Annotated in this window: 13 protein-coding genes; 12 read left to right on the plus strand and 1 reads right to left on the minus strand. The window is 64.7% G+C overall.

Features of this window, described 5'->3' with window-relative positions:
* The first annotated feature begins 209 nt into the window (after nt 1-209).
* The 12 genes from ACR42D_RS14270 (at nt 210) to ACR42D_RS14325 (ending at nt 12,379) form a co-directional block, all read left to right on the plus strand.
* Nucleotides 210-644: a response regulator gene (locus ACR42D_RS14270; protein ID WP_071544405.1), complete on the plus strand. Its 435-nt coding sequence runs from the start codon at nt 210-212 to the stop codon at nt 642-644.
* A gap of 20 nt (nt 645-664) precedes the next feature.
* A complete protein-coding gene (locus ACR42D_RS14275) occupies nt 665-1,564 on the plus strand; it encodes a response regulator (protein WP_484567458.1) in 900 nt (299 codons plus the stop codon).
* 27 nt (nt 1,565-1,591) lie between these two features.
* The gene (locus ACR42D_RS14280) at nt 1,592-3,442 is read left to right on the plus strand and encodes an SLC13 family permease (protein ID WP_484567459.1); all 1,851 of its coding nucleotides are present in this window, start codon (nt 1,592-1,594) and stop codon (nt 3,440-3,442) included.
* 72 nt (nt 3,443-3,514) lie between these two features.
* Nucleotides 3,515-3,664, plus strand: a complete 150-nt coding sequence (locus ACR42D_RS14285) for a hypothetical protein (protein ID WP_484567460.1) — start codon at nt 3,515-3,517, stop codon at nt 3,662-3,664.
* 32 nt (nt 3,665-3,696) lie between these two features.
* Nucleotides 3,697-4,245: a Yip1 family protein gene (locus tag ACR42D_RS14290; RefSeq protein ID WP_484567461.1), complete on the plus strand. Its 549-nt coding sequence runs from the start codon at nt 3,697-3,699 to the stop codon at nt 4,243-4,245.
* 117 nt (nt 4,246-4,362) lie between these two features.
* Nucleotides 4,363-4,746 carry a response regulator gene (locus ACR42D_RS14295; RefSeq protein ID WP_484567462.1) on the plus strand — a complete coding sequence of 128 codons (384 nt, stop codon included), beginning with the start codon at nt 4,363-4,365 and terminating at the stop codon, nt 4,744-4,746.
* A gap of 15 nt (nt 4,747-4,761) precedes the next feature.
* Nucleotides 4,762-7,377: a PEP/pyruvate-binding domain-containing protein gene (locus ACR42D_RS14300; protein ID WP_484567463.1), complete on the plus strand. Its 2,616-nt coding sequence runs from the start codon at nt 4,762-4,764 to the stop codon at nt 7,375-7,377.
* On the plus strand, nt 7,374-9,050 hold the full coding sequence (locus ACR42D_RS14305) for a sensor histidine kinase (RefSeq protein ID WP_484567464.1): 1,677 nt from the start codon (nt 7,374-7,376) through the stop codon (nt 9,048-9,050). The genes ACR42D_RS14300 and ACR42D_RS14305 overlap by 4 nt, the downstream gene beginning before the upstream one ends.
* Entirely contained in the window at nt 9,047-9,445 is a 399-nt protein-coding gene (locus ACR42D_RS14310; RefSeq protein ID WP_484567465.1) for a sigma-54-dependent transcriptional regulator, read from the plus strand. Before ACR42D_RS14305 ends, ACR42D_RS14310 begins: the two co-directional genes overlap by 4 nt.
* Nucleotides 9,442-10,371, plus strand: a complete 930-nt coding sequence (locus ACR42D_RS14315; protein WP_484567466.1) for a sensor histidine kinase — start codon at nt 9,442-9,444, stop codon at nt 10,369-10,371. Before ACR42D_RS14310 ends, ACR42D_RS14315 begins: the two co-directional genes overlap by 4 nt.
* A gap of 10 nt (nt 10,372-10,381) precedes the next feature.
* A complete protein-coding gene (locus ACR42D_RS14320; RefSeq protein ID WP_484567467.1) occupies nt 10,382-10,810 on the plus strand; it encodes a response regulator in 429 nt (142 codons plus the stop codon).
* 45 nt (nt 10,811-10,855) lie between these two features.
* The gene (locus ACR42D_RS14325; RefSeq protein WP_484567468.1) at nt 10,856-12,379 is read left to right on the plus strand and encodes a two-component system sensor histidine kinase NtrB; all 1,524 of its coding nucleotides are present in this window, start codon (nt 10,856-10,858) and stop codon (nt 12,377-12,379) included.
* A 179-nt stretch (nt 12,380-12,558) separates the two neighbouring features.
* On the opposite strand, the gene ACR42D_RS14330 is transcribed toward ACR42D_RS14325, so the two are convergent.
* Nucleotides 12,559-13,182 (minus strand): hypothetical protein, encoded by a 624-nt coding sequence (locus ACR42D_RS14330; protein ID WP_484567469.1) that lies wholly within the window; start codon nt 13,180-13,182, stop codon nt 12,559-12,561.
* Between the last annotated feature and the right edge of the window lie 26 nt (nt 13,183-13,208).

Below are 13,208 nucleotides of genomic sequence, written 5' to 3' on the forward strand. Positions count from 1 at the left end.
CCCTCGTCCCCCCAACAGCCGCCCCTGCTTCGCCCGCAACTACATGCGCCACGGCCGGATTTTGCGTGCAATACCATCTCGCAAGGCTTTCTCGCAATCAATTTTGCAAGAAAATATGAAGTAAAACCCAATTGTTACAGTTGGCATGTGAGTTGCTTAGTCGGAGCAGATTTTGCGGAATAACAACCGATCAACCCAACGGTGACATCATGGAACAGATGAAAATCCTGCTCGTGGACGATGAGGAGCGACTGCTCAGCACCACGAAGAAGCTCTTCGAGAAACTCGGCATCGAGACCCGCACGGCCACTTCCGGCGCCGACGCCCTCGACGTGCTGAAGACCTATGAAGCGCATGTCATCTTTCTCGACATCAAGATGCCCGGAATGGACGGCATGGAGACGCTGCAGCACATCAAGAAGGACTATCCCATCAGCGAGGTCATCATCCTTACCGGACACGCCACCATGGAGACCGCTGTGGAGGGCCTCAAGCTCGGCGCCCTGGACTACCTGATCAAGCCCGTCAGCATGAAGGACTTCCTCGGCAAGGCCGAGGAAGCGTTTGAAAAAGTTACGCTTCAAAAAAAGAAAATACATTCTGCCCGGATGGCCGAGTCCGCCGGACAGGGTGAACTGCGCTAGCTAACTTCAAGGAGGTTGTAATGGTTAAAATCAAGGTCCTCATGGTCGACGATGAGGAACGCTTCCGCACCACCACTGCGAAGATATTGGCCCGCAAAGGATTCGACACGATCCTGGCGGCCAGTGGGGAAGAGGCGTTGGAAAAACTGGCCGAAAAGCCGGACGTCGTCATCCTGGATGTCAAAATGGGCGGCCTGGACGGCCACGAAACACTCAAACTGATCAAGGACAAGCTGCCGGAGCTGCCGGTGATCATGCTCACGGGCCACGGCGACATGCCCGGGGCCAAGAAGGCGCTCGACACCGGGGCCTTCGACTACCTGGCCAAACCCTGCGACGTGGACCTCCTGAGCACCAAGATTCAGGACGCCTTCGAGTACGCCACCAAGGCGCCCTACGTCGAGAAGCTGGCCAAGGGGATCATGATCCCCCTGGACGAGTACACGCAAATCCCCCTGAACAGCACCGTTCGCGACGCCATCAAGGCCCTTGAGGAGTCCATGCGCCATCTCCTGGCCACGGACCGGCTCATGGACACCGGGCACCGCTCGGTGGTGGTCACCGCCCCCGACGGCAGCGTGGCCGGCCTGCTCAGCCCCCTGGACCTGGTGGAGGCCATCCGGCCCGACTACCTGTCCGCGCCCAAGCCGTCCATGGCGGACAGCCTGCAGTATTCGGCCATGTTCTGGCAGGGGCTGTTCTCCTCGCGCGTCAGGGAAATCATGGGCAACCCTGTTCGCGACATCATGTCCGACACCCTTCCGTTCATCAGCGCCGACGCCAACCTCATGGACGTGGCCAACACGATGATCACGCTCCCGGCCAGGCGCATGCTCGTCCGGGAAGGCAACCGGGACATCGGCATCGTCCGCGAACAGGAACTCTTCTACGAAATCGCCAAGATCATTTCGTCCAGCTAACCCGAAGCCCGATTGCGAGGTTACAACATGGCTCAAGCAAAGAAGAAAGCGACCGGTTACGATAAGTTCGTCAACTGGAAGCTGCTCATAATTCCGGTGGTACTTTTCGCTGTGATCCTGGTCCTTCCCACCCCCCAGGGGATGAAGAAGGTGGGCATGCAGTATTCGGTGGGCCCCAAGGTCGTGACCAACTATCTCTGCCAGGAGCTCTTCCAGAAGAAAAGCTCCGACTGCGAGCAGTGGGAGATCCTGACCGCGCGCATGATGGAACAGAACATGCGCATGGGCGCCCTGTCCAAGGAACGCTTGATGAAGCGCAACGAGAAGTGGGCCAAGAAGTACAAGATCCCCGTGGACGCGGCCAACTTCAAGCGCGCACTGGCCTTTGTGGGCGACACCATACCCGCCGACAAGTATTTGGTCATCATGAAGGGCGCGTTCGACAAGCGCATGAAGGGGATGGACTACCAGGAACTGTCGCAGAAGGACCAGAAGAGCGCCAACAAGGGTGCCTGGAGCATCAAGGTGGCCATCGCCATGGTCGTGTTCGTGGTCTTCTGCTTCATGACCGAGTGCATGCCCCTGCCCGGCGTGGCGTTCTGCATCGGTTTGATCCTGGTCTTCACCGGCGTGGTCTCGCGCAGCGAGGTGGCCGGACTGTACTGGGATGACGCGGTCTGGTTCATCATGGGCTCGCTCATGTTCGCCGCCGCCTTCGTCAAGACCGGCGTGGACAAGCGCATGTGCCTGCTCATGTTCAAGAAGCTGGCCGTGCCCAACGTCCGTTGGATCACGCTCATCTTCTTCATCGTCATCTCCCCGCTGGCCGCGTTCATCTCCGACCACGCCCTGGCCGCCATGTTCCTGCCCATCGGCATGCTGCTCTACCAGAACAGCCTGACCGACGAGGTGCCCGAGGACAAGGAGCTGGCCAAGATGCTGATGATCTCCATCGCCATGGCCTGTAACATCGGCGGCCCCGGCGCTCCGTCCGGCGGCGCGCGCAACGTCATCATGATGACCTACCTGACCGACATGTTCGGCATGGACATCGGGTACGCGCAGTGGATCATGTACTGCTTCCCGTTCGTCATCATCATGATCCCGATCACCTGGTTCGCCACCAACCTGCTCTTCAAGCCCCGGATCACCTCCCTGGCCCCGGCCATGCGCCACCTGGAAGGCGAGATCAACAAGATGGGCAAGTGGAACAAGCACCAGATCTGGGCCATGGTCATCTTCGCCGTCATGGTCTTCGGGTGGTTCACCGAGAAGGAATTCTACAACATGGGCATCTACCCCATCCGTCTCGGCATCGGCGTCATCGCGGTCGCGGGCGCTGTGGCCTACCTGCTGGCCGGCGTGGTCAACTGGCGCGACTACCAGGAAAAGGTCGACTGGGGCGTTGTCTGGCTGTACGCGGGCGCGATCATCTTCGGCCGCACCCTGGACAAGACCGGCGCCGCCTACTGGCTGGCCCAGTCGGTCATCGACCTGCTGGCCCCGCTGGGCATGGACCACGGCATCCCCTTGATGCTGACCTCCAACGGCCTGACCGCCGTGCTGACCAACCTGATGGCCGACGGCCCGGCAGCCGCCGCGGTCGGTCCCATCACCCTGAACATGGCCAGCATCGTGCACCCGGGCACCACCTTCCTGCCGTTCATGGCCATGTCCACCGCGGTGGCGTCTTCCTTCGCCTACTGCCTGATCATCGGAACCCCGCCCAACGCCATTGTCTACGCCTCCGGCTACCTGGAGCCCAAGGACTACCTGCGCGTGGGCATTCCCATGTGGTTCATCGCCAACATCATGATCGTGCTCCTCACGGCGGTCTACTGGAGCGGCATAGGATTCGGCAGTCTGCCATCGTTCTGACGACCCTGACCTGAAACAACACAACCGGCGGCCCGCCTCCGGGCGGGCCGCCGACAACAAAAGGAAGACACGATGCAAGAGCAAGACAAGCAAGAACACGAATTCGTCCACAAAAACGGCGTGACCTACTTCAGCAAGCAGACCGAACGCAGGATCCTGTTCGTGCTGACCATGGCCATGCTGATCTGGGGCCTCTTCGAATGCACCAGGGACCTGTTCTAGACCTTCGAACCATCAAATTACGTGGGGGCACCATGGAAGCGACGCGCGAAACAACCGCCAGGATGGGGATCCGGGAATATTTCGAGACCTTGATGGACGTCATGCGCACGCCCGTGCGCCATTTCGAGCGGGTGGCCGACGAGCCGGGCTCCCGCCGGGCGCTCTTTTTCCTGATGATCTCGGCCCTGTTCTACTGCTCGGTGAGCATGGCCTACTTTTTCGAGAACTCCCTGGTCATGGGGGTGGTCATGATGCTCAACGCCATCCTCATGCCCGCCTTCGGAGCGGTCATCACCTTCATCCTCATGGGCATGACCGGCCGGGACCGGACGCAGTTCGGCCGGGTCTTCAACATTTACGCCTACGCCAGCGGCGCGGTCATGGTCGTCTCCTGGATTCCGGGCCTGGCCATCATCATGGAGCCCGTGCGCGCCGTGCTCATCGGCGTGGGCCTGCACAAGGGGCTCGGCGTGAGCAAGGCCAGGGCGCTTCTGCTCATCGTCCTGACCGCCGTGGTCATGCTCCTCTTCTTCTGGACCGCCGCGCCCATGGTCATGGAGCTGAAGCAATTGTTCCAATAGGAATGTCCCCCTGCGCACGGGCGACCGCGCGCACGCATTCCTTACCCTCCCCATCCGGCCGGGGGCGCGCCCCCGCCCCCGGCCCCTGGAGGGGAGACTCCACACGGGAGGACCGCCATGAAGAAGATACGCCTGCTCCTGGTCGACGACGAACCCGACTTCCTGACCGCCTACGCGCGCCGCTTCAAGCGGAGGAACGTGGAGATCACCGAGGCCCAGAGCGGCCAGCAGGCCATCGACCATGTCCGCGAGAGCGACTTCGACGTGGCCATCCTCGACGTCATGATGCCGGAGATGAACGGGCTGGAGACCCTGCGCCGGATCAAGGCCATCAAACCGGACCTGCCGGTCATCATCCTGACCGGCCACGCGGACTCCGGCGTGCTCATAGAGGGCATGGACATGGGTGCATTCGACTTCCTGCTCAAGCCCGTGGGCACCGACGAGCTCTATTTCAAGGTGCTGGACGCCGTCCGCTCCCACCGTCGCGGCCAACCGTAGCCCCGGAGGTTCGCCATGAAGACCGCGCTCAAGACCCTGTTCCACTTCATCCACGGAAATCCCGAGGGAAAGCGTGAAGCGGTTGAACATTTTCTGAACAAGTCCGAAGACTTCAGGCTTCTTCTTGCGGCCAACGGCAAAGCCCTGGAGCTCATGGCCGAGATGACCGAGGCGGCCCGCTCCGGCCAGCCGTCCGGGATCACCCGGGTACGGGCTTACAGCGTCATGGTCGCCTCCAGCGTGCGCCAGATGATCGAGCGGCTGTGCCGCATGGCCCCGGGCCGGTACGACGGTCTGCGCGATGTGTTCAACGGCATAGTCCGGGACATGGACCAGGCCTTTGCCGGGCCGCCCAGAGGACCGCTCGGGCCGCCGGTCGTGCGCATGGCCGACCTGCGGGCCATCGACCTGCCCGAGACCGGGTCCAAGGTGGCCATGCTCGGCGAGATCAAGGCCGAACTCGGCGCGGTGGTGCCGCGCGGCTTCGCCATCACGGCCTCGGGCTTCCGCCTGTTCATGGAAGCCACGGGCCTGGACGACGAGATCAACCGGCTCATCCAGATCCACGACGGGACCTCGCTGGAGGAGCTCAACGACCTGGCCCGGAGCATCCGCCAGGCCATCGACCTGGCCCCCATGCCTGACGAACTCGAAGCGGCCGTGCGCGCGCAGTGCGCCCGGCTGGGCGACATCCGTTTCGCGGTCCGTTCGAGCGCCCTGGGCGAGGACTCGGAACAGGCCGGGTTCGCCGGGCAGTTCGTCACCCGGCTCGGGGTCAAGCCCGCCCAGGTGACCGACGCCTACCGCGAGGTCGTCTCCAGCATGTATTCGGCCACGGCCATGACCTACGTGCGCAACCGGGGGTTGCGCGAGGACGGCATGGTCATGGCCGCCGGATGCATGGAGATGATCAACGCCGTGGCGGGCGGGGTGGTCTACACCCGTCCCCCTGTGGACGGCGACTCGGACGCGGTCATCGTCAACGCCGTGCCCGGTCTGCCCTGCGCCGTGGTGGACGGCAGCTCCATGGCCGACTCCTACGCCGTGGACCGCGAGACCGGCAGGATCATCGGCCGGGACATCGCGGAAAAGGAGATCCGCTTCGTGCTGACCTCGGGCGGCAAGGTGCGCAAGGAGAAGCTCTTCGGCGGCAGGGAACTGGAACCGGCGGTTTCGGACCGCGACGTGGAGCGGCTGGCCGCCCTGGCCCTGCGCATCGAGAAGCATTTCGGGCACCCCCAGGACATCGAGTGGGCCAAGGACCGCGACGGCCTGATCGTCATTCTGCAATGCCGTCCCCTGACCGTATGCGGGGACGCGGCCTGCGCCGGGTCCAAGCCGTGGGCCGATGACGAGGAGAGCCGGGGATTGGCCATCCTGTCCGGGTGCATCCCGGCCAGTCCGGGCGCGGCCGCGGGCTACGTGGTCAAGGTCGAGACCGAGGAGGACATGTTCCGCTTCCCGGACGGCGCGATCCTGCTGGCCCGCAACGCCCGCCCGCAGCTTTCCGCCCTGCTGCCCAGGGCCGCGGCCCTGGTGGCCGAGTTCGGCAGCTCCGTGGGCCATCTGGCCAACGTGGCCAGGGAATACGCCGTCCCGGCCCTGATCGGCGCGCCCGGGGCGGTGGAGCGGCTCTCGGGCGTGGGCGTGGTCACGGTCAACGGGACCAACGGAACCATCTACCTGGGCCGCCGCAAGCGGATGATCCGGCAGGAGGCCCGGCCCACAGCCCGGGTGCGCGTGACCGACGTGGGGCTGGCCCTGGAACGGGTCCTCAGATTCATCACCCCGCTGTCCCTGACCGACCCCGAGTCCCCGGACTTCCGGCCCGAGGGATGCCGGTCCATGCACGACATCACCCGCTTCTGCCACGAAAAGGCGGTCAGCGAGATGTTCGCCCAGGACGACCGCCCGGTGTCGGGCGCGCGCAGGCTGGCCGGAGAGCGGGCCATGCAGTACTGGCTGGTGGACATCGGCGGCGGGACCTCGGCGGACGCTGCCGGGGAAGCCGATTCCCGTCGGGACGTGACCATCGAGGCCGTGCGCTCCACCCCCATGCGCGCCCTGTGGTACGGCATGATGGCCGTGCCCTGGGAGGGCCCGCCGCCGCCGACCATGGACGGATTCATGTCCGTGATGACCAGCGCGGCGCAGAACCCGGCCCTGGCCGCCGGGGCGCGCAACGACATGGGCGAGCGCAACTACTTCATCGTGGGCGGCCGCTACTGCAACCTGCAATCAAGGTTCGGCTTCCACTTCTGTACCATCGAGGGATTCGCGGGCGACGATCCCAACGTCAACTACGCCCTGTTCCAGTTCAAGGGGGGCGGGGCGAGCATGGACCGCCGCCACCTGCGCTCGCGCCTGGTAGCCGAGATACTGGAAAAGCGCGGCTTCATCGCCGAAATCCGGGACGACGCCCTGTTCGCGCGGCTGGAGGGCGTCAGCCGCCAGGCCGTGGAGCAGGCCATGGCCGTGCTCGGCTACCTGCTCATGCACACCCGGCAGATCGACATGTCCCTGGCCGATCCTGCCATGGTCGTCCGCTACCGCGACAAGTTCGAGGCGGACATCGAAAAGCTGCTGGAAGGACTGCCCGAGGAACTCCGGGAAGCGGGGTGCGCCGCATGAACGCCACACCGTATTCCCGGCTCAAGTGGTATCTGGTGCTGATCACCCTGGGGCTGTCCCTGGTTCCCCTCTTCGCGCTGGGCTACGTCATCCACAACGAATTCCGGCAGACCTACGAGGAGAAGCTGACCGACAACCTGCGCCTGATGGTCGCCAACCGGCGGGACGCCATCTCCATGTTCCTGAACGAGCGGGTGGTCCAGCTCCAGATGCTGGCCGACATCCACTCCTTTGACGAGATGTCCAACCAGAAATACCTGGACCGGGTCTTCGCCGCGGTCCACGGCACGTCCAGCTCGTTCTTCGACATCGGGGTCATCGGCCAGAACGGCGGCCACGAGGCGTACTGCGGGCCTTTCGATCTGAAGGACGTGAACTACCGCGACGCGCCGTGGTTCCACCAGGTCATGCTCAAGGGGCTGTACGTCAGCGACGTGTTCATGGGTTTCCGCAACTTCCCGCACTTCATCATCGCGGTGAAGCGCCAGGAGGCGGGCCGGACCTGGATTCTGCGGGCGACCATCGACTCCGAGGTGTTCACCTCGCTGGTGCGCAACGTACGCACCGGCAAGCAGGGCGACGCCTACATCGTCAACGACAAGGACGTGCTCCAATCCCCGTCGCGCTTCGGCGGCAAGGCCCTGGAAAAGGTCACCCTGCCCCCGCGCCAGGAGGGCGAGGGCGTGGAGATCGCCTCCTGGCGGCGGAACGGCGTCCCGGTCATCGCCGGGATCACCCCCCTGCCCGACACCAACTGGCGGCTGGTCATCACCGAGAACCCGGACGAGGAGCTCTCCCCCCTGGTGCGCACCCGCTCCATCGTCTACGCCCTGCTCGGCGCCTGCGGCCTGATGATCTTCCTCGGCGCCTACCTGACCGTGTCCTCGGCCGTGGCCCGGCTGCGGGCCTCGGACCGCCAGCGCGCGGACATGGACGCGGCGGTCATGCAATCGAGCAAGATGGCGTCGCTGGGCAAGCTGGCCGCCGGGGTGGCCCACGAGGTCAACAATCCCCTGTCCATCATCCGCGAGAGCGCGGGCTGGATCAGGGATATCATCAACGACGGCGAACTGGGCGAAGGCCCGGCCGTGGACGAGCTCGAGGAGGCGGTCTCGGACATCGACCGCCACGTGGAGCGGGCGCGCACCGTGACCCACCGCATGCTCGGCTTCGCCCGGCGCATGGAGCCGCTGCAGGAGGACGTGGACCTGAACATGCTGGCCAACCAGACCGCCTCCTTTCTGGAGAACGAGACCCGGCACCGGAACATCGCGCTCAAGACCGACCTGGACCCCGAACTGCCGCTGATCACGACCGACGCCAACCAGCTGCAGCAGGTCATCCTGAACCTGCTGGAAAACGCCATCGACGCCATCGACCGGGACGGCGAGATCTCGGTGGTCACCCGCACGGGCCGGGACGGCGTGGTCCTGAACATCGCCGACAGCGGCGAGGGCATCGCCAAGGAAAACCTGGCCAAGGTGTTCGACCCCTTCTTCACCACCAAGCCCACCGGCGAAGGGACCGGCCTGGGGCTTTCCATCGTCTACAGCGCCCTGAGCAAGCTGGGCGGGACCATCAAGGTCAACAGCGAACCGGGCCAGGGCACGACCTTCACCATCCGCCTGCCCCTCACCGGGCCGCAATTCCCTGGCGGTAAGGAGGAACCATGAACCAGATCCGCGTACTAGTGGTCGACGACGAACCCGATTTCCTGAAGCTGATCAAGCGCAGGCTGACCAAGCGCAACGTGCACGTGGACACCGTGACCAACGGCGAGGCGGCCCTGGCCTTCCTCCGGGAGAACCCGGTGGACGTGGTCATCCTGGACGTGCGCATGCCGGGCCTTTCCGGCATCGACACCCTCAAGGAGATCCGCAAGCGGTTCCGCGACACCGAGGTCATCATGCTGACCGGCCACGGCTCGCTGCAGTCCGGCATCGAGGGCATCAGCCTCGGGGCCTACGACTACATCCTCAAGCCGTTCTCCATCGACAACCTGCTGGGGCGCATCCGGGCGGCCAACGAGCACGCCAAGCTGCGCATCGCCAGGCGGGGGCAGCAATGAGCCTGACCTACGCCCGACGGGTGGTCATGCTCGGCCGCTCCGCCTACCCCGTGTCGTGCCTGGCCGTGGGCGCCGCCGCCTGGTTCCACGGGCGCACCGGCGACGCCCTTGCCCTGTTCGTGGCCCTGGCCGTGGCCGCGGGCATGTGGCTGCTGCTCTGGGCCTCGTCGCGCTGGCTGGACCAGGCCGAGGCCGAGCGGACCGAGATGGGCGACCAGCTCATCCAGTCCCAACGGGTCCTGGCCCTGGGCGAGTTGTCCACGGGCATCGCCCACGAGATCAACAACCCCCTGAACATCATCCTCCAGGAGGCCGAACTGATGCGCTGCGACCTGGCCGAGGCGACCTCGCCCGAGGCCCTGCCCGAGGTCCTCGAAGAGGTCCGCAACAGCCTGAACGTCATCCATGCCCAGGTCTCCCGCTGCTCGGACATCACCCACAAGCTCCTGGACCTCGCCCGCAAGCGCAAGCCCGTGTCCCAGCCCGCTGACATCAACCAGCTGGTGGAGGACATGCTCGAACTGGTGGGACGCGAGTCCGAGCCCCGGCGCATCCGCATCCACCGCAGGTTCGACCCGAACCTGCCCACCGTGACCTCGGACCCGCCCCTGCTGCGCCAGGTGTTCCTGAACCTGCTCATCAACGCGGTCCAGGCCGTGGACCGCGACGGCGACATCTTCATCACCACCTACGGCGAGGGGACCATGGCCTGCACCGAGATACGCGACACCGGGCCGGGCATCTCCGAAGAGCACCGGGAGCGCATCTTCAACCCGTTTTTCACCACCAAGGCTCCTGGCCAGGGCACCGGGCTCGGCCTGTCGGTCAGCCTGCGGATCATCAATGAACTGGGCGGGGACATCCTGGTAACGTCCTCCCCGGGCAAGGGAGCGTCGTTCACCGTGCGCATTCCCTTCAAACGATAAGAGGTGTACCATGACCCCCAAGGCGAGAATTCTCGTGGTCGACGACGAAGACCGGTTCCGGCAGTCCCTGTGCCGCCTGCTGCACGCGGAGGGGCTGACCGTGGACTCGGCCGCAAGCGGGCTCGACGCCCTGAACAAGCTGGCCACGAACGAGTTCGACGTGGTGCTGCTGGACATGAAGATGGACGGCATGTCGGGCGCGGAGACCTTCAACGAGATACAGTTGCAGGGCTTTGACGTGGAGACCGTCTGCCTGACCGGACACACCTCCATCAGCGACGCCATGAAGCTGTTGCACAACGGGGTCTTCGACTACCTGCTCAAGCCAGCGTCATTGCAGGAGATCCTCGATACCGTGCAGCGGGCCATGGAGCGCAAGCTGCTGCGGCACGGGCAGATCGGGGTGTCGGAACTGATAGACGGAACGGGCTCCCGCTAGGCCGCAGGCCAGAGGGAAGCGCACGGAACGGACCGGAGGACGTTCATGGACGATTTCGCATACGAGAACCTCGGCGTCTGCTACTGGAACGGGACCCTCGGCCCCTTCAACGTGGGCGTGGTCGGCACGGGCTCCATGCTCCGGGTCCTGCTCGACATCATCTACAACGAGGCCTTCCGCGAATTCCTGCCCGAGATGTGTTTGTCGGCCATCAGCGACACCACGCCGGGCGAGCCGCTGCCCGAGGACTGCGAGACCTGCCCCGTCTACCCGACCTACCGGGAGATGCTCGACGCCCACCCGGAGATCAACCTGGTGGTCGAGATCACCGGCGACCGGGGGGTCGCGGCCGCGCTGCGGACCATGCTGCCCCCCACCGTCGCGCTGATCGACCACCGCGAACTGATCTTTTTGTGCGGGCTGCACGATATGGCCGTGGTCAAGGGCCACTACATGACCAGCCTGGACCACCAGCGCACCCTGATCCGGTCCATCATCGACGAGATCCGCGAAGACATCTTTCTCCTGGACAAGAGCGGGAACATCCAGGACCTGAACCGCACGGTCTGGCAGCGGGCGGGCGTGCCGCGCAAGGAACTGCTCGGCAAACCGTGCTGGGAGGCCGCCAGGCTGCGGGACGGCTCGACCTTCTGCAACCAGCTCGACCCGGTCTGCCCCTTCCACAAGACGCTGCTCAGCGGCCGCAAGGAGGAGGCCCTGGTCACCCGGGTCAACGGCAGCGGGTTGCTGCAGTACTACCGGCTCTACGCCTACCCCATCTTCGACATGCGCGGGCACATGTCCCACATCATGGTCATGCACCGGGACATCACCGAGCGGACCCAGCGCGAGAAGTACCAGCAGCAACAGGACAAGTTCGCCATCATCGGCGAGATATCCACCTACCTGGCCCACGAGATCCGCAACCCGCTCTACGCGGTGGGCGGGTTCGCCAACGCCCTGCTGCGCTCCCCCAAGCTGGACGAGCAGGAGCGCGAGAAGGTCCAGATCATCGTGGAGGAGACCCGCCGCCTGGACAAGTTGTTGACCAACATGCTCAATTTCGTGCGCCCCTCGCCCGGACCGGGCTCGGCCGTGGACCTGGAGGAGGTCTGCCGCGACGTGGCCGAGCTCATGGACGTGGGCTACGGCCGCCAGGGATACGCCATCGTCATCAGGGCCAACGACCACCTGCCCTCGGTGCAGGGCGACGCCGACTCCCTGAAGCAGTGCCTGGTGAACATCATCAAGAACTCCATCGAGGCCATGCCCGGCGGCGGCGAGATCACCATCGGCCTGTCCATGGGCGACGGCGACGTGGTCGTGCGCATCACGGACTCGGGCACGGGCATGAGCGAGACCGAGCTGGACCGCGCCTTCAACCCCTTCTACTCCACCAAGGCGGACGGCAACGGGCTGGGCCTGCCCCTGATCAAGAAGATCATCGAGGAGTCCGGGGGGAGCGTGACCCTGGCCAGCCGTCCGGGCCAAGGCACCACCGTGACCCTGCACCTGCCCCCGGCCATGGACGTGGAACACCCGATCCGGGACGGATCAACCGATATTTAGACCCCTCCCCCTCAACCCCAAGCAGCGAGCCCCCGCGTCGAAAGGCGCGGGGGTTCCGGCTTGGAGGCGTCCGCGCAGCACCTGCGGCCGGGGTTGAAAAGCAAAGGCCCCGCGCATTGCTGCGCGGGGCCTGCCCTGCGGGGCTGCGGATGCCCCTGACGGGAAGAGGAGTGCCCGGACTATTCCGGGGACTTGGGAGAAGGAGTGGTGTGTTGGGGGGAGGGGAAAGCGGGGCCGATGTGCTCCGGACCGCCCTGGGCCAGCTCGCGCCTGACCTCTTCAAGGTCGATGATGCGCGGAGCCACCAGGGTGAAACCCGAGGCGTCGCACCAGTCGTGGCTGGTGGCGAACTCGTTGCCGTAGCGGATCTCGTCCAGAATGTAGTAGCCCTCCTCGCCCATGATGCGGTCCCACTGGTGGACCATGAACTCGAACTTGGAGGGGTCGTACTCGGAGGCATCGCTCCACTTCCAGGAAAACTTGCACATCTCGTTGTCGAAGCCGAGCACGCAGAGATACTTGGCCCGGCTGTCGAGGTACATGCGGCGGCGGATCTTCAGCGGATCGGAGATAATCCGGTTGTAGTCGAACTCCACGGGCCTGCCGTCCACCGTGACCTGGATGTTGCACATGTCGTCGATGCGCATGCCCCAGGTGGCGGTCTTGCCCTTGCGCCACCACTCCAGGGCTCTCATGGAGTAGACTTCGGCCCCGTACTTCTGGATGGTCTTGGCCGTCTTCTCGGAAACCGGATGCAGTGCAAGGTCACAGGAGTGACCGTGTGCGCTAAAAACTATTTCCATTATCCTTTCTCCTTGTTGGGTGGTCG

The sequence above is a fragment of the Pseudodesulfovibrio sp. lm2024 genome (assembly GCF_051175575.1).
GTDB classification, from domain to species: Bacteria; Desulfobacterota; Desulfovibrionia; order Desulfovibrionales; family Desulfovibrionaceae; genus Pseudodesulfovibrio; species Pseudodesulfovibrio caledoniensis.